This is a genomic window from Bifidobacterium sp. ESL0822 (genome assembly GCF_052606675.1).
Genome location: NZ_CP199596.1, coordinates 1,352,590 through 1,372,566 on the forward strand (window position 1 = coordinate 1,352,590; position 19,977 = coordinate 1,372,566).

At 60.0% G+C, this 19,977-nt stretch carries 14 protein-coding genes and 1 pseudogene; 3 read left to right on the forward strand and 12 right to left on the reverse strand.

All coding sequences use genetic code 11. The features are described from left to right. Positions 1-99 precede the first annotated feature (99 nt). The 3 genes from ACUIAF_RS05335 to ACUIAF_RS05345 form a co-directional block, all read right to left on the reverse strand. Positions 100-957 carry a carbohydrate ABC transporter permease gene (locus tag ACUIAF_RS05335; protein WP_015021254.1) on the reverse strand — a complete coding sequence of 286 codons (858 nt, stop codon included), beginning with the start codon at positions 955-957 and terminating at the stop codon, positions 100-102. Then, on the reverse strand, positions 954-1,877 hold the full coding sequence (locus ACUIAF_RS05340) for a carbohydrate ABC transporter permease (RefSeq protein WP_181415535.1): 924 nt from the start codon (positions 1,875-1,877) through the stop codon (positions 954-956). The genes ACUIAF_RS05335 and ACUIAF_RS05340 overlap by 4 nt, the downstream gene beginning before the upstream one ends. A gap of 102 nt (positions 1,878-1,979) precedes the next feature. Beyond that, positions 1,980-3,233: an ABC transporter substrate-binding protein gene (locus tag ACUIAF_RS05345; RefSeq protein ID WP_445338035.1), complete on the reverse strand. Its 1,254-nt coding sequence runs from the start codon at positions 3,231-3,233 to the stop codon at positions 1,980-1,982. A gap of 224 nt (positions 3,234-3,457) precedes the next feature. Here ACUIAF_RS05345 and ACUIAF_RS05350 point away from each other — a divergent pair. Next, positions 3,458-3,532: pseudogene (locus tag ACUIAF_RS05350) on the forward strand (LacI family DNA-binding transcriptional regulator); the annotation flags it as partial. A gap of 144 nt (positions 3,533-3,676) precedes the next feature. Beyond that, the gene (locus ACUIAF_RS05355; protein WP_445339166.1) at positions 3,677-4,483 is read left to right on the forward strand and encodes a LacI family DNA-binding transcriptional regulator; all 807 of its coding nucleotides are present in this window, start codon (positions 3,677-3,679) and stop codon (positions 4,481-4,483) included. Positions 4,484-4,661: 178 nt separating this feature from the next. Here the strand turns inward: ACUIAF_RS05355 and gndA are convergent, their stop codons facing one another. The 3 genes from gndA to ACUIAF_RS05370 form a co-directional block, all read right to left on the reverse strand. Next, on the reverse strand, positions 4,662-6,128 hold the full coding sequence (gndA, locus tag ACUIAF_RS05360) for an NADP-dependent phosphogluconate dehydrogenase (RefSeq protein ID WP_110416750.1): 1,467 nt from the start codon (positions 6,126-6,128) through the stop codon (positions 4,662-4,664). A gap of 112 nt (positions 6,129-6,240) precedes the next feature. Further along, on the reverse strand, positions 6,241-8,562 hold the full coding sequence (locus ACUIAF_RS05365) for a KUP/HAK/KT family potassium transporter (protein WP_445338037.1): 2,322 nt from the start codon (positions 8,560-8,562) through the stop codon (positions 6,241-6,243). 174 nt (positions 8,563-8,736) lie between these two features. After that, positions 8,737-9,693 (reverse strand): TatD family hydrolase, encoded by a 957-nt coding sequence (locus tag ACUIAF_RS05370; protein ID WP_445338038.1) that lies wholly within the window; start codon positions 9,691-9,693, stop codon positions 8,737-8,739. A 198-nt stretch (positions 9,694-9,891) separates the two neighbouring features. On the opposite strand from ACUIAF_RS05370, the gene ACUIAF_RS05375 reads away from it, so the two are divergent. Then, complete coding sequence (locus ACUIAF_RS05375) at positions 9,892-10,956, forward strand: glycoside hydrolase family 43 protein (protein ID WP_445338040.1); 1,065 nt, start codon at positions 9,892-9,894, stop codon at positions 10,954-10,956. Positions 10,957-11,464: 508 nt separating this feature from the next. Here the strand turns inward: ACUIAF_RS05375 and ACUIAF_RS05380 are convergent. From ACUIAF_RS05380 to ACUIAF_RS05405, 6 genes are all read right to left on the reverse strand, one after another. Continuing rightward, complete coding sequence (locus ACUIAF_RS05380) at positions 11,465-12,196, reverse strand: hypothetical protein (protein ID WP_445338042.1); 732 nt, start codon at positions 12,194-12,196, stop codon at positions 11,465-11,467. Positions 12,197-12,359: 163 nt separating this feature from the next. Continuing rightward, positions 12,360-13,241, reverse strand: a complete 882-nt coding sequence (locus tag ACUIAF_RS05385; protein ID WP_015021245.1) for a carbohydrate ABC transporter permease — start codon at positions 13,239-13,241, stop codon at positions 12,360-12,362. After that, positions 13,238-14,188 (reverse strand): carbohydrate ABC transporter permease, encoded by a 951-nt coding sequence (locus ACUIAF_RS05390; protein ID WP_015021244.1) that lies wholly within the window; start codon positions 14,186-14,188, stop codon positions 13,238-13,240. The genes ACUIAF_RS05385 and ACUIAF_RS05390 overlap by 4 nt, the downstream gene beginning before the upstream one ends. Before the next feature lie 112 nt (positions 14,189-14,300). Continuing rightward, positions 14,301-15,620 (reverse strand): ABC transporter substrate-binding protein, encoded by a 1,320-nt coding sequence (locus ACUIAF_RS05395; RefSeq protein WP_445338044.1) that lies wholly within the window; start codon positions 15,618-15,620, stop codon positions 14,301-14,303. Between the two features lie 229 nt (positions 15,621-15,849). Further along, positions 15,850-16,842, reverse strand: a complete 993-nt coding sequence (locus ACUIAF_RS05400; protein WP_445338046.1) for a glycoside hydrolase family 43 protein — start codon at positions 16,840-16,842, stop codon at positions 15,850-15,852. A 138-nt stretch (positions 16,843-16,980) separates the two neighbouring features. Further along, positions 16,981-19,818, reverse strand: a complete 2,838-nt coding sequence (locus tag ACUIAF_RS05405) for a family 43 glycosylhydrolase (protein ID WP_445338048.1) — start codon at positions 19,816-19,818, stop codon at positions 16,981-16,983. Positions 19,819-19,977 lie beyond the last annotated feature (159 nt).

The window sequence follows — 19,977 nt, forward strand, 5'->3', positions numbered from 1 at the left end:
TTGCGAATTCCTCCATGGACTATGACTCCGATCCTTCATGAGTGCGGCGGCCGGAACCTCCGACCGCCGCCATTGACTACGACCTTTCGACTGGCCGCCTTACCCCTTGACCGCTCCGGCAACCAGCCCGGAAACGATCCACTTCTGGCAGAAGATGAAGAAGATGAAGACCGGAATCAGGGCCAGGACCGTAATGGTCATGAAGCTGGGCCAATCAGTCGTGAACTGGCCGACTGCGTTGTAGACCTGCAGGACGATGGTGCGCAGGTTGGAGCTGCTGATGAAAACGTTGGCCGTCATGAAGTCGTTCCAGGTCGACATGGTCTGGAAGACCACCACCGTAGTCAGGATGGGCCTGATCAGTGGCAGCACGATGCTCCAGAAGATCCTCAAGGGGCCGGCACCGTCGATCCTGGCGGCCTCGATGAGCTCGAAGGGCAGGGACTGCATGTAGCCCACGATCAGGAAGTAGCAGAAGACCGCCCCGCCCAGGTACATGACGATCAGACCCAGGAGCGTGTTGACAAGCCCCACGCTGGACTCCATCCGGTAGAGGGGAATCAGAGTGGACTGGGCGGGAATGACGAAGGCAATCATGAGGATCACCCCGATGACCGAGGTGAAGATCGACTTGCGCATGATCATCCCGTAGGCAGCCAAAGCTCCGATCAGCACCTGGAAGAGGACACCGAAAAAGGTGACGATCAGGGTGTTGACCAGGCTGCGGACGATGGGCACCGTGGCGAAGGCCCGCGTGTAATTGCGCAACGTCCACTGCTTGGGCAGGCCCAGGGGATTGGTGGCCATGTCGGGGACGGTCTTGAAGGTGTTGATCAGGATGTACCAGAGGGGCACAGCGCAGATCAGGGCGATAATCAGCACCACTACGCTCCTGACCACCGAACGCCGCCGCTCCCGCTGGCTCAGTGTCAGAGTCGAGCTCTTGCTGCTGCTCATTGGAACCTCCTCGAAATCAGACTGGCGGCACCCATCTGAGCGAAGACCACGAGGGCCGTAGCCAAGGTGAACAAAACCGCCAGGGCCGAGCCCAACCCGTACTGGGACTGGCCGATGCCCTGCTGGATGATGGACTGGGTCACCGTATAGGTGGAGTACCCGGGGCCGCCCTTGGTCATGGTGTAGGGCAGATCGTAAACCTTGAGGCCACCTGACATGAGGAGGAAACTTGAGGTGACGATGCCCGGAATCAGCTGGGGCAGGGTGATGTGGACGAACTGCTGGCGGCTGCTGGCCCCGTCCACTGTGGCCTGCTCATAGAGGTCTCCGGGAATGGACTGCAGGAAAGCCAGGTAGAGGGTGGCATGCCAGCCGATCTGTGCCCAGACGGCGATGAAGATGACGCAGCACCGGGCCAGGGTCGAGTTGGACAGCCAGGGCACCGGCGCCAGGCCGAAGACACCCAGGATGGTGTTGAAGACGCCCGACTTCATAGGCGAAAAAATGTACTTCCAGACCATGCCCATGATTGCCAACGATGGCACACTGAAGAAGAAGAACAGTGAGCGTGCGAAGTTGCGGCCCCAGAACTTCCGGTTCAGGGTGACGGCCAAGGGGATGGCGAAGACGGTCACCAGGACCGTCTGGGCCACAGCGTACAGAATGGTGAACACCAGGCCCTGTATGGTCGAGGAGTCAGTGAACACGCTACGGTAGTTCTCCCAGCCCACATAATGCATGTTCATGCTGTAGCCGTTGAAGTCGGTCATCGAGTAGATGATGGTCTGCACCAAGGGCACTGCAAAGAGAATTATGAAAACAGCCAGGATGGGCAGGAGGAACCAAAACGATGTGAGATCTTCCCGCAGCCCTTGGATACGCTTGCGATGAGCATATTCACGTTCCCGCCGATCATCCATACTCAAACTATCAGCCGTGGCACGCACCACTGGCATTTCATCATCAAGGACCATAAGTCACCCATTTCGGACCAACTGTTTCAACTTTCACCAACTCGGATTTCATTTCACTGAAGCCATTTTGTCGTCGATGGCCTTGGCCCACTGATCCACTGAAATAGAACCCTGCACCAGCTGCTGCGTCTCCGACTGCCGGACCGTAGTCAGCACATCGGGCTTGGCATAGAAATTCATGACCAAGAAGTAGCGACCTGTCTTGACGTTCTTCTCGTACACGGTCTGGTATTCTTTTTTAACCGTGGACTTGAAACCCTCGACAGTAACGGCATCACCGTTTTTCGCCCTTTCCTTGAGCGCCCAGTCCCCTTCCAGGAAAGTCAGGAACTTACGAGCTGCCTTGAGTTTGCTACCTGTCAGCTTGGAGTAGATGGCAAAGGCAGGCGAGGGAGATCCTTGCGCGTAGTTTATCTGCCCCTTGGCAAGCATGGGCATTGGGGCCATGCCCCACTTGATGTCAGATTCAGAGAAAGAAGGAATATCCCATGGACCGGTGCAAATCATTGCCACCTGTCCATTGACGAACTGTGTCTTCATGTCATCCCCGCTGATGCCCACAGTATCTCTGGTGACCAAGTCTTCATCGTAGAGTTTCATCCACGCCTTGACAGCCTCCTTCTGGTCTGCGCCCGGGGTTTGAGGACGCTTGTCGATCAGTGAAGTGACGTCAACGTTGTTTTGAGCAAATTCGGAGCCCAGAAAAGCATCAGGGATTCGGCTGGGACCATCAGCGATTGTCTCCAAGAATGGGGTGATCTGGGCTTTCTTGAGCTTTTCGCAGAGCTTGAGGAAATCATCCCAGTTGTCGGGAACACTCTTAGCGCCGACTTTGGCCAGGAGCTCCTTGTTGTAGATGATGCCCGACGCCCAGGAGGAAAGGGACATGCCGTAGACTTTCTTGTCGTGGCTGACGAAATCCTTGTTGGCCTGCGATATGTTTTTCATGAAAGGCTCATCTGTCAGATCACGTACATACCCGTTCTTGATCAGATCAGCTTTGTTCTCGGAAGTGATAATGAACACGTCAGGAGCCTGATTACCCACAAGTCTGGTCTGCAGGGTCTGAATATACTCCGGGGTCGGCGGCGAGTAGCTGAAATCAACCTTGATATCAGGATTCTCTTTCTCGAACTCGTCAATATACGGTCTCATAGTCTGCTCATTGCTCCATGACAGGAAAGACAGCTTGGTCTTGCCGGCATTGGATTCACCTCCTCCACCACAGGCTCCCATCGCCGCCACCATGGCACCGGTCAGGGCCGCAACTGTCACTTGCTTCAGTGCTTTGCTCAGCTTCATGATTCCTCCTTGTAATCAATCTTCTGTAATCCTTGTGGTATTCAACTCCGAAACCAGCATTTTTGACACGATTCAATTCCACTACACAAAGATATATCATTTGAATTGAATCGTGTCAAATCATGAATGTACTACTATTGCAATATGGCATAACACGGTGCACTTTTATGCGTTGAGATAGATGTGAAACCGGAAATACTGGAATGGTGCGCAACATGGTAACAATGAGTGACGTAGCCAGGGAGGCCGATGTGTCGCGAGCCACTGCCTCATATGCCCTCAGAGGCGATAGCCGTATCACGAAAAAAACCAGGTCGAAGGTCATAGCCGCAGCGAAGAAACTCAATTATTCTGCCAATCTTTCAGCCAGAAGCCTTCGGTCCGGAAGAAATGGGGTTGTCGGGGTTGCAATCTTCGAACTGGACAAGTCCTACCCCTCCCAGATGAGTGCCGCAATCTCCAAGGAAATCAACGCACACGGAATGCAAGCCATCATCCAACAGACCACAAACTCCAGAGAGGACGAGGTTTCTATTCTGCAGCGGGTCACCAGCCAACTCTGCGATGGAACCATATTCAGCCCAGGCAATGTCTCAAACGAGGAGATGAAAGCCTTGATCCACGGCAAGCCGATAGTCTTGCTTGATGATCACTCGGCCCATCCCATCTTCGATAGTGTCGAGACCGCCGGCCGGGAAGGCGCAAGGACGGCCATAACCCATCTGCTCGCCCAGGGATGCCGACACATTGGAGTGGTAGGAGCAGACATTTCCGTTCTCGAAAAACCCTCCATGAAAAACTCCGTTGCAGCCAGAAGATTGATCGGTTGTCAGGAAGCCTTTGAAGCTAGCGGCAGGATGCTGTCTCCGGATGCATTCATAGGATTAAGCCCCTGGGACGAAAATGCCTCCAGGTCCTTGGCCCATAACCTGGCCGATCAGGGCGACTTCCCCTTCGATGGGGTGTTCTGCTTGACGGATTCGATAGCTCTGGGCATGATTCGGGGACTGTATGATTGCGGAATCTCCGTTCCGAGAGATGTGGCAGTCATTGGCTTCGATGGCATCAACGAAGGCGCTTCCTATATTCCTTCCTTAACGACAATCAGCACGGATCGAGAGGATCTGGCCCGCAAGGCGGTCTCCATTCTGCTGCATGATCTCAACCATCCCGACAGACAATCCAAGCCCAGGAGAGAAACAGCCAAGTTCAACCTGGAAGTGCGCGAATCCACCATGCTTGGCCGGTAAGAGTCCGAAAAGCACACACTCCACGCATACCCACCGCAACACGGATGCTCCCCTGGTTCTCCGAAGAGAGCCAGGGGAGCATCCGAAGCCAGAGCGTTGCCTGAGCCGAGGCATTAACCTATGATTGGCAATTGCTCATGACGAGATCAATCCACAGGAAATGCCGACATTCTGCTACTCAGTCCTGCTTGATTTCTGACTTGTCCTCGGCCCAGAGGGTGTGGAAGACACCCGGCTGATCCACGCGCCCATAGGTGTGGGCGCCGAAGAGGTCGCGCTGCCCCTGGATCAGGGCGGCGGGGAGCCGATCGGAACGCAGTCCGTCGTAGTAGGACAGGGAGCTGGCGAAGACGGGGATGGGGATGCCGGCCTGGGTGGCGCTGGCCACGACACGCCGCCATGAATCCTGGGCCTGCTCGACCGCCTGCTTGAAGAAGGGGTCGAAGAGCAGGGAGCCCGGTTCACGGCCAGAGGCGTAGGCATCAGAGATCCGGTTCAGGAACTTGGCCCGGATGATGCAGCCGCCGCGCCAGATGCGGGCGATGGCGCCCATGTCCAGCTTCCAGCCATAGACCCGGGCTCCCTCCTGCATCTCGTTGAATCCCTGGGCGTAAGCCACGATCTTGGAAGCATAGAGGGCCTGGCGAATGTCCTCGATGAAGGACTTGCGGGCCTCGGGGTCGGCAGCCAGATCGGCCATGACGGCCTTGGGCTGCGGACCCTTCAGTCCCTCCTGTGCAGCCTGGCTGCGCAGCTCAGGCGAAGAGGAAAGTCCCCGGGCGAAGACGGCCTCACCAATGCCGGTCACGGGCACAGCAAGATCCAGTGCGGTCTGCACAGTCCAGGTACCGGTGCCCTTCATGCCGGCCTGATCGGTGACGATGTCGATGAAGGGCTTGCCGGTGGCGGCATCGGTGTGGTGCAGCACCTCGGCGGTGATCTGCACCAGATAGGAGTTCAGATCGCCCTGGTTCCACTCCTCGAAGACCTGGGCGATGGCCTCGGGCTCCATGCCCAGACCGCGACGCATCAGGTCATAGGACTCGGCGATCACCTGCATATCGGAGTACTCGATGCCGTTGTGGACCATCTTGACGAAGTGACCCGCACCGTCTGTGCCGATGTGGGTAACGCAGGGTTCGCCGTCGACCTTGGCGGCGATGGACTCCAGGATGGGTCCGAGGGTCTTCCAGGACTCATCGGTTCCACCGGGCATCATGGAGGGCCCCAGGAGTGCGCCCTGCTCGCCGCCGGAGACACCGCAGCCAACAAAGTGCAATCCACGGGCGCGGATGGCCTTCTCCCGGCGGATGGTGTCCTTGAAGTAGGCATTGCCGGCGTCGACGATGATGTCCCCCGGCTCCATCAGGTCGGCCAGGTCGTTGATCATCTGGTCGGTGGGATCACCGGCCTTGACCATGATGATGGCGGTGCGGGGTTTGGTCAACGAGGCCACGAACTCCTGCAACGTCTTGGCCGGGACAAACCGCCCCTCCTGGCCATGATCATTGATCAGGGTCTCGGTGCGCGAATAGTGACGGTTGTAAACCGCTACGGTATTGCCGTGCCGTGCCAGATTCCTGGACAGGCTGGCGCCCATGGCGGCCAGACCCACGACTCCGATATTGGCTTGAGCTTGTGTCATCACATCACCTTTCGACGGTAGCCCGGAAAGGCCGGGCACCAGGTTCCATGCCGTCAATTCTATGGCCCGGACCCGATTTGGGCCAGGATCCATAGGGTGAGATTCCACTCACTCAGTCCTTGTGATGCTTGCCGCCCTTGATTTTGCGGGAGGGCAGGACCACTCGCGTCAGCTTGGGAACCGCCCTGGTGGAAACGAACAGGGGCTGCACCTCCACGATGGGGTTGTAGGGAGCCAGACCGAACCACTTGATCGGCGAGCCCGCCACCTTGCGGATGGCATACTTGACCTTCAGCGAGAAGGCACCGCGGGAGTCGATCTTCGACTCGGGCATCAGAGCCTTGTGGACCAGCACGTAGGTGACTGTGCCGATCTGCGGATCCTCGTCCACCTTGGGGTAGATGGATGGCTGCTTGGGCAGTTCGCCGCTGTCGATCAGCTCATGCATGATCTGGTGCAGGTAGGTGGCCACATTCTGGTCAACCTTGAAGCCCAGCCTCATGCGCACACGGAAGAGGTAGTTGGTGCCGAAATTCTCCACCGAATACTTGCGGGTGTAGGGAGCATCCGTGGTCTGGACCGAGACCGCCCACCAGGCGCGAGCCCGTTTGGGCCGGTTGGCGAAGATGGAGAAGAAGATATCGGTGTCCAGCCGCCGCATCTCCGCGTCCGAGGTCAGATAGACCAGATTGTCCGCGTAATAGGGGACGCGGAAGTCGTTGTGGAGCATCTCCAGGGCGGGCAGACACTCCTTTGCCGTCATATGCCGACGCTGCGAGCGCTCCACCTTGGTGCCCACATCCCAGGTGTACATGATGTAGAGGATGGCCGCGGTCAGCAGCATGGTGAACCAGCCGCCGTGCATGAACTTTGCCATGGAGGCCATGAAGAAGAGGATCTGGATGGCCAGGAAGACAGCAGCGAAGAGCAGGGAGAGCGCACGCTTGCCATCGTGCCAGATATAGTCGGCCAGCAGAACGGTGGTGGTGATCATGGTCACCGTCAGGGCCAATCCGTAGGCGGCAGAAATGTGCTCGGAATCCTTGAAGATGGCCAGCACCGTCAGCGTGGCCGCACACAGGACCCAGTTGATGGTTGGGATATAGAGCTGGCCACGGGTCCGCGCCGGGTAGCGCACCTGCAGGTGCGGCATCCAGTTGAGGCCGGTGGCCTCCGAGACCATGGTGAATGCACCCGTTATCAGGGCCTGCGAGGCGATGACACCGGCCGTCACCGACAGGAGGACAGCCACGTAACGCACGGTGGTGGGCATCATCTGGAAGAAGGGGTTGAGCCCGTCCACACCCTGCAGGGCCTTATTGTCGCTGTTGCGCAGGATCCAGGCCCCCTGGCCGAAGTAGTTGAAGACCAGGGCGACGTTGATAAAGGGCCATGTGGCATAGATGTTGCCCCGACCCACGTGACCCATGTCGGAATAGAGAGCCTCGGCTCCCGTGGTGGACAGGAAGACCGTGCCCATGATGGTCAGACCCACCGGGTTCTGCGGGCTGAAGAGGAAGCGAATCCCGTAGACCGGATTCAGGGCCTCGAAGATGGACCAGTCGTTGCCTATGCAGTAGATGCCGATCAGGGCCAGGAATGCGAACCAGACCATGACCACGCTTCCGAAGACCTTGCCGATCCGCTCCGTTCCGCGCGACTGGACCGCAAACAGAATCAGGATGATCACTAAGGTGATGACCATGGTCAGGTTTCCGTTTTCGCGGAAGATCGGAGTCAGGACTGGGATGGTCTTCAGGCCTTCGACTGCCGAGGATATGGAGACGGCCGGAGTCAGCACCGAGTCAGCCAGGAAGGCTGCACCGCCGACCATGGCAGGAATGGCCAGCCATTTGCCGTAGTGCCGGACCAGGGTGTACAGGGCGAAGATGCCACCCTCGCCCTTGTTGTCGATGCGCATGGCCACCAGAACGTATTTGACCGTGGTGATCAGCGTGATGGACCAGAAGACCAGGGAGAGCATGCCCAGCACTGCAGCCCTGTCCACACGGGCCATGCCGCCCTGCCCGGCCACGAAGGCCTGCATGGTGTACAGGGGCGAGGTGCCGATGTCGCCGTAGACCACACCCAGGGCCACGATGCACATGCCCAGGCTGATCCTGTCAGGCGAGGACTGCACCCGTCGCCACCAGCGGCCCAGAGGGCCCTTTGGCGGGGTGCGGCGACGCTGGGCCGCACGCTGGGCCTCGCGCCGGACCCGCTTGAGCTCGTTCTCCTCCTCGCGGGTGCGGGATTTGGCCGAGATCTTTGGGGCCTTGGTAAAGCTCTCCGGGGGAAGTATCGACTCCTTCGTCAGCCGACCCTTACGGGAGGCCGCCGTCGACTTCGCCGCTTTTTCGCCGGATAACCGGGGTGGTTCGTCAGCGCCCCTGCCATCATCCTGAGCCGCCAACTCATGCCGCTCATCCGCCATAGAGCCCTCCATCGGCCAATGCCTTCACTCATCTACTTCCGGGTGCCGTATGTTGCTGTTCGCGCACACGTGCGACGACAACCGTAGCACTCTCCCCCCACACTCGGCAGGGGCGATTCAGACCGCGACACACCATTAGCTTAATACCGCCTGGCAGCGTCCGTCGGACATCCCTCACAAGCCATAAACCCGGCGCGTGGTGGCCGCCGTCGCTTTGGCCACTTGGGCCAGGGGGCAACCCAAGGCATCGGCCATGGCTCGGAGGGTATAAGGAATCATGTATGGGGAGTTGGTGCGTCCCCTGTAGGGCATAGGACTCAGGTAGGGTGCATCGGTCTCCACCATGATGTGGTCCATGCCGACCACGGACAGGGCCTGGCGGATTCCCTCGTTGCCCTTGTAGGAGACCGTCCCGGAAAAACTCAGATACCAGCCGTGCTCTGCGACCACCTGAGCCATCTGCGCATCACCCGAATAGGAGTGGAAGATTGTGCGCTCGGGAGCGCCGTCCTCCAATAGGGTCTCGATGACCTGCCGATGGGCGTCGCGGTCGTGGATCTGCATGGGCAGACCCAGCTCCTTGGCCAGGGCAATGTGGTCGCGGAAGGCCTGCCGCTGGATCTGTTCGGCCCCCTGACCGGTTCGGAAGAGGTCCATGCCCGTCTCACCGATGGCCACCACCTGGTCGGGATACGCGCGAGCCAGTCGCGAAACCTCCCCAAGCGCCTGCTCGAAGGAAGCTTCATGCCAGGGCTGATACTTCAGTGGCAGTCCGTCCGGTCCCGGCACCCCTCGATGACCATGCAGAACGGCCTCATTGGGATGAATGGCCAGAGCTGCGTGAACCACCCCGGGATGGGCCAGGGCCAGGTCCACAGCCGTCTGCAGGTTAGGCAGCTCGCAGCCCACGTCGATGGTCCCGACCACGCCCACGGCCCTAGCCCTTTCCAGCTGCTGGTCGACCGTGCGGACGGGGACCGGATCCTGCCCGCGCTCCCTGGCCTGCCGGTCCATCTCCTGGGCGAAAGGAACAACAGAGGCCATGTGGGTGTGATCGTCGATGACTCCAATGCCTTCGGGCAGGGGCTCCGGGTCGGGAGCCCAGCTGCGGTCGCGATGATGCCTGCTCATGGTCCACAGTCTAGAGTCCCGCGCGACCCAAACCACGACCCGTCCGGGTGGGTGGCGCCGACAAAGGGAACGCCGGCAGCTAAAATCACCCATGGCGGCCCTCGAACGGCAGGAACGGAAGAGCGAAGAAGCATCCGCCGTCCGTCCGCCAGTCCCCCGCCGCCGCGGTACCGTTGTCGTAAGCAGGAAAGGTGGATTATGTCTATGGATTGGCAGCCCTCTTTCGAGGCGACCAGCGCCTACCTCTTCGTCCACTTCACCGGCCATGAACAGGCCGAGACGGACGAGCAGCTCTACTTCGCCCTCAGCCGCGACGGCCTGCACTGGCATGACCTGCGGGCCCAGGGAGACCCGGTGCTGACCTGGAGCGAAGGCGAGGGCGGCGTACGCGACCCCTATGTCGTCCGTGGACCAGACGGCCTCTTCCACATCATCGCCACCGACCTATCCGTCTACCACAGGGGCGGCTGGCAGGAGGGCAGGGCCACCGTAAACGGATCCACCGGCCTGGTCATCTGGGATTCGCCTGACCTGGCCCACTGGGGTAGACCCCGCCTGGTTGATGTGGCCTCGGCCATTCCCAAGGCCGGCATGGCCTGGGCGCCGGAGGCCTGTTGGGATGCCGACAGGAAGCAATGGATAGTCTTCTGGGCCACGGCTGCCGCCGACAGCACCGAGGACCCGGCCGCGGCCGACCTGGTCAACGAGCTGGGCGACGGCATCAACATGTATTACGCCACCAGCGCTGACCTGATCACCTTCTCACGTCCAGTCAAGTGGATCGACCGCAGCAACGGAATCATCGACACAACCATGCTCAAGGCGCCCGACAGCTGGTGGTACCGAGCCTCCAAGGATGACCAGATCACCCTGGAACGCACCCGTAACCCTTATGCGGTAACCCATGAGCTGGTCCGTACGGACGACGACCAGGCCTGGTCCTACCTATCCAATCTGACCGACATCTTCGGCCAAGGACGCTACTCCTCGCATTATCTGGAGGGACCCGAGCTCTTCCTCTACAACGATACGGATGCCGCCGTACCCGACGGTCGGACCATGCCCTTCGGCCTGATCTGCGACCAGTTCGCCGAGGGCCGAGGCTACCTGCCCTTCCGCTCGGCGGATTTGTCATCCCGACGGCAGCAGGACTGGACCTTGGTCAACGACATGAACTTCGGCCGACTGACCAAGCGCCACGGCTCCATTATGCCCATCACCGAGAGCGAGTATCGGATTTTGAAGCGGACTCTGACCCGCTGACTCGCTTCTTTGCAGGTTCGTACATATACAGCTCCATACCAGTCAGCCTTGCCCACATGAGGGTAAAGGCAATCCTCCTCTCCATCTATATGCCTCTGCATGTCATGGAGTCCGATGTCCGGCAGCGCAGCACCCGGTGTCTGTCCATAATCCGCTCCGGAGAGATCATTCCTCCCGGCGCCCCACTGGCAGAGCACAGCCCAGGTCGCGCCAGTGGACGAAGTCCTCGGTGGCGTAGCAGCAGATTCACCCGAATTGGCTGCCTGCGGAGACGGGATTGAACCGGAGCCCGCTCCGTCCCCACCCTGACCATCGTGGCCTTGGATTTCACTTTTCACTGAAATGGCGCAGAGGCCATCTTCATGATGCTGGATCATGTCCGTCAGCAGGAAAGACAGGAAGATTCGGGCCGAACCCCTCGCGCAGTGATTGTGGGCTACCATCTGTTGGAGCGGGAATTCGCCCTGGGAATTCATACCACAAACACGCTTCAAAGGGATCCGGGAACTCAGTCGAAATCCATATAGTCAACGAAGGCCCGGACGTAGGTTATGGTGTCTGCCACCTTGCTCAGCCCTAGGATGGCATGATCGGGCAGACCAGGCACCTGCCGCCAGCGCGATGAGCGGGAGAGATCCAGACCCATGGCACGGGACGGATTCGATACCTGTCGGCCATTGGAATCCACCAGAACACCCTGGCCAGCCAACCGACGCAGGTCGTCGCCCTTCAATCCTTGCGAGGGCTTGGCCACCAGCCCGCGCTTGCATAGAGTCGGAAAGATGCCCACGGGGGCGATCACCATGTTGATCTGGCCTGCGCTGACCCGGGTCAGGGCCTTGGCCGAATCGTCGTAGCCTTGGCCGTTCAGCGTCATGGTCGCCTCCATGTCCACCAGCCGACCATCTTTGATTCCCCGGTCGCGCATGAATCCCTGTTTGAGCCGGTCGAACCCCTCCTCATGGGCGCTCATATTGAAGCCTTGCACTGAAATAAGCGGGTCCGGCGGCCTGGTCAGCCTGGTGACGACCAGGCTGACCACAAGGGCCAGCACCAGACCAGCGGCCAGAATACCAGGAAGGAAGTGCTGGGCGAAGTAGGGCCAACGCTTATCCGGCGGCAATTGCCTCAAGATGGTCCATTTGGACTGTCCGGCGTGAGGATCCGCCGATGCCAGAACCCCTAGGGCATCCTCCTGCTCGGAGCTCAGCCCATATTGATCGTCCTGACGCTCATCCATGCCTGACCTCCCCGTCCGCGACGTTCACCAGCCCAGTCTAAATCCAGAACGAACAAGGGGCCGACGGAGGTCGCTCATCCCCCGTCGGCCCCTTGGGCGCCAGGCAGAAAGTTCCATCCTCAAGGGACCCTGTATCTGGTGCCGATGATGTCGGCCTCGTCGGTCACTTGATGCCCGTCATGGCGATACCCTGTACGAAGCTCTTCTGAATGAAGAAGAAGATGATCAGCAGGGGCAGCGCCGAGATCAGGGCGCCTGCCATGACCACGCCATAGGGTGTGACCGAGGAGCCATGCCCGGTCAGCATGGCCAGACCGGCGGTGATGGTCCTGGTTTCCGGGCGGCTGGTCATGATCAATGGCCAGAGCAGATCGTTCCAGTTGCCCATGAAGTTGAACATGGTCACCACCAGCACCGAGGATTTGGCGTTGGGCAGGATGATCTGCCAGAAGATGCGGAACTCGCCGGCGCCGTCGATGCGGGCCGCGTTGTCCAGATCCTTGGGCAGGGAGATGAAGAACTGACGCATCAGGAAGATGCCGCCCACATCAGCCAGCCTGGGGATGATGATGCCCCAGTAGGAGTTGACCAGCCCCATGCTTGCCAGCAGCTTGTACACCGGGATCAGCAGGGCCATGCCGGGGATCATCATGGTGGCAATCAGGATTCCCAGCAGGAAGCCGCGCCCCTTGAAGTCGATCCTGGAGAGCCCATAGGCAGCCAGGGAGTCGAAGAAGACCGAGAAGACCGTCACGGCTCCGGCGAAGATCACCGTGTTCATCAACTGTCTGCCTATAGGCATCCGCTGGAAGAGCGAGGTGTAGTTGTCCAGGGTGAATGAGGAAGGAATCACCTTGGGCGGCCAGGTCTGGGTCAGCTTGTTGGGTGTGAAGGAGGTGATGAGCACGATCAACAGCGGGAAGATGATGATCACCGTCATCAGGATCAGCAGGAAGTAGGTCAGAACCCTGGCCACCATGTGTCGGGCATGAGCCCTCTTGAGCAGCTTATCGTGCTCGATTGCGGTAGGAGTCGACTGGCTCATCCGATTTCCTCCTTCTCATGCTTGTTGTTCCAGACCAGCTGGATAATGCCGATGATCAGCGTCATGATCAGCAGGACATAGGACAGGGCCGATGCGTAGCCCATCTTGCCGTTGCCGAAGGCCTCGGTGTAGATGCGGTAGACGATGGTCTCCGTGGCGCGGTCGGGGCCTCCGGAGGTCAGAATGAAGACCTGGTCGAAGACCTGGAAGGATCCGATCAGTCCGAAGATGACCACATAGTTGAAGGTGGGCATCAACCCGGGCAGTGTGATGTGCAGGAAACGCTGCCAGGCGTTGGCCCCATCCAGCGAGGCCGCCTCGTACAGGTCCGGGTTGATCCCCTGCAGACCGGCCAGGAAGATGACCATGAAATAGCCGAAGTTCTTCCATACGGTGATGAAGATGATGGTGGCCAGGGCCGTGGACTTGGTTCCCAGCAGATCCATGTGCTGGATGCCGAAGAGCACCTTGCCCCAGTAGGGTATCAGACCCAGGGAGGGCGAGAGGAGGAAGCTCCAGGCGATGGACGCCACAGTCAGCGAAATGATGTAGGGCATGAACAGGCAGGTGCGGAAGAAGCCGACCCCCTTGATGTCCTTGCGGTTGAGCAACAGGGCGAAGGCCAGGGCCACGATGACCACCAGCGGCGCGTAGACGACCGCGTAGATGACCGTGTTGCGGAAGTCGGTCCAGAAGTCCGCGTTGGTGAAAAGCTCGGCGTAGTTGTGCAGACCGACAAAGATGCCCTTGCGGTTGATGCGGTCTGTAGTCAGCGAGGTGAAGAAGGTCTTGATGGTCGGGTAAAAGACGAAGACCGACAGGACGATCAGGGCCGGGGCTATGAAGCTCAGCCCGATGCGGATATTGCGCCTTGAAAGGGTTTTCTTGTTGTCCTTGATGACCGCGTCGGCGCCCTGCGCGGGTGGGATCCCAGTGGTAGTGGACATAAGTACTCCAAAGTGCCGCCCGGACGCCGGGCCCGGGCGACGGTCAGCCATGAGGGGACCGGCCGGCGGCACTACTGGCCGCCAAACCGGTTCCTCAGGGGTGGATGGTCAATCAGTCCTCAGCCTTGTACTCGTCCAGATACTTCTGGATCTTGTTGGAGGCTTTGGACAGCGAGGCGGAAATGTCATCGTCGGTACGAGCGGTGTTCTGGGTCACCGAATCCAGGGTGGCCGAGATATCCCCGAAACCGCCCTTGAGGCCGGCAATGCCAATGTAGGAGTTGTCCGTGTTCTCGGAGACCTTGGCGATCAGGGGGCGCTTGGAGAGCTCTTCGGTGGTCACGGTCTTGTTGTTCGGCGGATAGGCGGAGCCCAGGGACCACATGACCTGGTTGTCATGGTTGTTGTAGTACTTGAAGAAAGCGTAGATGCCCTTCTTCTTGGCCTCGTCCTTGACCTGTGAGGTAACCCACCAATACAGGCCGGTGCAACCGGTGTTGGAGCCCTTCTTACCATCGGGGTAGACATAGGTGCCGTCTCCGTTGGGTACGGGGAACAGATCGTGCTTGATGCCCTTGTCGGTGGCTGCCTGGTCCTCCCAGGGACCGACGATTACCATGGCCGACTGGCCGGACTCAAAGGACTCGCGCGCAGCGGTGTCATCCATGCCGCTCTTGGAGTAACCGCCCTTGTAGAACTCGCGCATCTTCTGCAGGAAGGCCTTGTTCTGCTCGGAGTTGATGGTGACCTTGCCTTTGGTGTCGTAAAGACCGGTGCCGTTGCCCTTCATGAAGGCCGCCCATCCGGAGTCGGACAGGGCCATGCCGTACTGGGAACCATCACCCTTGGTCAGCTTCTTGGCCACATCCAGGAGCTGATCCCAGGTCTTGGGATAGTCCTGCTCGGTCAGGCCAGCGGCCTTCCACATATCGGTGTTGTACCAGACGGTGGTGGGCGCGTAGCCCATGGGGACCGCACACTGCTGCTTCTTGCCGTCAATGGTGAACTCGGTCTGCTTGGTGACGTTGGGCAGGTAGTTCTTGGTCTCGTTGGAGGGATCGTCATAGAAGTCCTGCACGCACTGGAAGGTGCCGTCGATGGACCAGCCCTGGCCGTTGTCGGCACCGGTGGTGACGAAGTCGGGGCCGTCACCCGAGGTGACCTTGGTGACCATGGTCTCGCCGATGGTGCTCCAGGGCTGGAGCTGGGCATCGATGTGGTACTGCTTCTGGGACTTGTTGAAGTTCTCAACGATCTTCTTCAAAGTCTTGCCATCAGCCTCGGAGAATCCGTGCCACATGACGATGTTGGTGACGCCGTCCTTGCCCTTGGCATCCTTGCCTCCACTGCCGGAACCGCAGGCCGAGAGCCCTACGGTGCTGAGCGTGGCGAGCGCGATTGCGGCTACCGCAGCCTTTCTGATTGCCTTCATTGTCTCTGTCCTTTCGACATCAAGCAACGGTTACAAAGGAACCGATGGCGGCCGGAACAGCCATGTCCTGCCCATCTGGTCCAATGGCTTGCATCGCTTGGTCACGCTCCCAGATACGTGAACGTAGCCCACGCCTTTGTAAACCGACATCTTTCTAACGTTGCAAATTATATAATACTCGCTTCTCCAACGATGTACAAGCGTGTCGGGCATGGCCCGGCAATGCCGCTCAATGACTACCGTCGGGAGGCAGGATCTGACGACTTGTCGGGGTCCACCGATCGTCAGGCAAAGGCCGCCCGAAGTCCGGGCCATGGTCGGTCCAAGTGACCAGCCCCACCCTGGCATGACGGTTGGGATCAAAGAGGGGATCCCCCTCGATCTGGGTGTAGTTGCGGGCATGGTAGACAATCAGATCCTGGCTGCCGTCCTCGCTGACTGTGAAGCAGTTGTGGCCGGGCCCGTACTGATGGTTCTCCTCTGCCGTTTTGAAGACGGGATGGTCACTCTTGATCCAGGAGGCCGGATCCAGCAGGTCGGCCTCCTCACGGGCGGTCAGCATGCCCACCGCATAAGGGACCCCGGTGCCCGATGCCGAGTAGGTCAGGTAGATCATACCCTGGTGAAGCAGGACAGCCGGCCCCTCGTTGACCTTGAAATCAATGCATTCCCAGTCGTATTCGGGCTTGGAGAGCAGGACGGGATCGGTGGCCAGGGTCCAGGGGTTGGCCATGCGGGCGATGTAGAGATTGGAATTGCCCTCGATGGCCGGATCCTTCTGGGCCCAAATCAGGTACTGGCTGCCCCCGATCACCGCTGTAGTGGCATCCAGGGAGAAGGAATCGATCGGGGTGTGGATCTGCCCCTTCTCGGTCCACTCGCCATCCATGGGATCTTCGCCGGTATTCTCCAGTACGTACATGCGGTGGGTGGGCAGATCAGCAGAACCGAAGTCCTGCTCGGCTGCCGCGAAGTAGATGTACCAGGCCCCGTTGATCCGGTGGAGTTCAGGTGCCCAGATGTACTTGCTCATGGGGCCGGACTCGTGCTTGCGCCAGATGGTGTGCTCAGGTGCGGCCTGCAGATCGTTCAGCCTGGCGGCGGCACGCAGGATGATCCTGTCATAGGCCGGGTAGGAGGCGGTGAAATAGTAGAGGCCCTTGTGCCTGATGACCCAAGGATCGGCCCTCTGGAGTACCAGGGGATTGTGGTATGCGCTCATCATGTGTTCCTATCACGAAGACGAAGGTACTGGTCTGTACGACCAATATACAACGTTGAATATCATTGGACGGCTCACCATCCGCCGGGGCGATCGAAGGCGAAGGCGGAGGGCGGCTTCGGCAGCGTCCGTTCGGGTTCAGCCCCGGGCTCGGCGAATTGCAGTGAAGACCAGTGCTCCCAGACCCAATAGGGCCGCAGATGCGGCCGCAACGGGAGCCGACAGGGCCGATCCAGTCGAGGGCAGGCGACCGGCCTTGCCTTCCTTGCCGGACCGGCCTGCGGGTTCACGAGTGGAGTTCGAGGCGGGAACAGTCGCATGACCGTTGCCACTGTCGACTTCCTCCTGAACCTTGGCATCGGTCAGGGGACGCGAACCCCAGATGGCCGCGGCGCCTGCCGTCTTGGAGACATCGGCACCGGCATCGGTGAAGACATCGCCGCCCAGCCCTGAGAAGAAGACGACCGGATGGCCTTGCTCATCAAGCTGTCTGCCCAGTCTGGCCCGATAGAGACCATGCAACAGAGTGCCCGGATCCGCCGAGTCCACCTTGATGGTCAGATCGCCGCCGGTCGCCGTCCAGGAGCCCTGCACCTGGCCGCCCAGCCGACCGTCGGCCAGCAGACTCACTGACACCGACCGGTAGATGGCCGGACTGGACAAGCCAGATCCCGCATAGTAGTGGACAGGGTCATGAACCACCACCTGGTAGTCGCCGACCACCTGGCTGGAGGAGACCCTGCCCACCGAATCCCGGTATTCGAAGGGCGTCATGACCAACCAGCCGTCAAGGGTCTGCACCATCTGCTTGACCCGGACCTGGTGCTCTTCAAGATTGCCCTCAGCGCGCACGAAGCGAGTGTGGTAGACGTTGAAGACGCGATCTTCGTCAATCAAAAGTGCGTTGCCACCCTGGGAGGTCAGCACCTGGTCCTGTCCGGGCTGGGCGAGGGAGGAGTCGATCCGCAGACCCCGGTTGGCATCCAGATCATTCATTTCACGCTCGTAGACGGCCGGCTTGCCATTCTGATCCAGGTAGGGGCCGGTGATGGAACGGGAGCGGAATTCCCGCATCTGATAGCCCACGGTCTGCCCCAGTCCGCCGTAAGAAAGCATCAGATACCACCAGTCGCCCTGATGGACCAGGGCGGTTCCTTCGCCTGAGTTGCCGAAGCCGCCGGCGAGTTTGTGCCCGTAGTAGGCGTCGGACTGGTTGGCCTGGGTGGGGTAGGTGGTGGAATAGTCGCGCAGCCCGGTCTTGGGATCCAGGCGGATCATCCAGATGCCGCCGAACCAGGAGCCGAAGCTCATCCACAGGCCCCCCTGCCCGTCATCCTTGACACAGGCGTCAATCGCATTGATGCCGGTATCCGTGAGGCTGGCATATCGCGACAGATCGGCATTGGGGCCCAGCACCTTGGGAACGTCGGTCGCCGCCACGTTGGACTTCTGGAAACCGGAGTAGACCACCGGGCCCACCAGGCTCCAGTCCCCCTCGATGTCGTCGGCGGTCAGCAGGACGATGACCGACTTCTGGAAGGGGAATCCTCCCCCGTTCAGGCTCAGGTACATGCACCACTTCTTCATGGTGGCGTTGTAGTAGACCTCGGGCGCCCACATGTTGCCGGTCACGTCCGGATTGGAGGACTGCTTGGGCCATGCCTTCCAGATGGGATCCAGAATGCGCTGGTAATCCTGGCTCAGATTGTTGGTGAAGGGCTCCCAATGCTTGAGGTCGGTGCTACGGGCCCAGGCCCGGTGGGAGCCGAAGATGTAGTAGCGCCCACCGGCCTTGACCACGGAAGGGTCATGCACGGGGACGCGCGAGTAGGCATTCTGACCGTCCTTGGAGGTGCCCCTGACAATAAGCCGATAGTCCTGCTGGATGGCCTCAGCGTCCAGGGAGGGCCCCGAGGCCTTGCTCGCCTGCAGCCGGGCCGTCAGCGTAACGGGGACATCCCGCTTGCCGCGGACCACATGGGCCCTGCCGGTGGCTGCATCGACACTGACTGTTCCGGAAGCCGAAGAGGTCCACACCACTGAGGCAACAGTAGTTGAGACCGGCAGGTTGAAATCACCGTCCACAGCGGCTGGGACCGCCAGCGATGTGGCCTGCTGGTCAATCAGCTCGCCCAGGTCCTCCGAGGGCAGCGTGGCAGCGATCTGATCGGCATCCAGGGCCTGCGGGTAGACGGCGAATGACTGTACTGCGCCATGGAAGAGCGCGTCGCCTATGCCAGGGTATCGGGACTGGCCGATTACGTTGTGATGGTGGTCGCCAAAGGCTGCTGGATTGACCGTGGCCTTGCCCTCAGCCACCTGCAGACCGTTGATATAGAGCCGGACCATGTTGTCCTTGCCATCGATGGTGGCCGTCAGCGTGGAGAAGCGGTTGTCGGGCAGGTCCTTGGATGCCGGCAGATAGGTCTCACCCTGGCCGTTGGCCTTGGAAGTGATGGAGGTGTACAGGGAGGTGTGGGTGGAGGCGGTCCAGGAGCCGACAGCCCGCTGGCCGGTCCCCCCTAGTGACCAGAGATAGGTCCAGGGGCCTGAGGCATTGAATCGGTCGTTGCGCACGCGGATGGACACCGTGGCGCTGGCGTGTCCGCTCAGTATGCCATCAGGAAGCTTGACATAGGTGGATCCATCGAGCAGGAGCGCATCGTCGGCCTTGACCGCCCCGGCCGGCCGACCATCGGCGTCCAGGATGCGGGCCGGGCCAAAGGATGAGCCTGAGACGGTATTTTTTGCCTCCCTGGCTTCTGGGGCAAGAGCTGAAAAATCATAGCCAAGCAGGGGCTGCGGCTGACTGGTCGGCATCGTGGCTGTGGCTCCGCCGCCGGCTTGGGACTGATCCGCCCAGGCTGGAGATGCAACTGTACCGCCCGCCAGTATCATGCCCATGCCCACGAGGGCCGCCGCTGCAACCCCTCCTCGGCTTCGTCGTCCCGCGTCTGATGACGATTGATGACGCATGCTCACACCTTTCCATATCGGCATCGAAGCGACCGCGCTCCGACCGGCAGGCCTCCATGGTCCGCCGATGCTGCCTCAAATTATTTATCCGAAATCTTCTTCAGTATATTACAACGTTAGAAATCAAGAAACCCAGAGAACCCGAAAAAGAACGTCAGC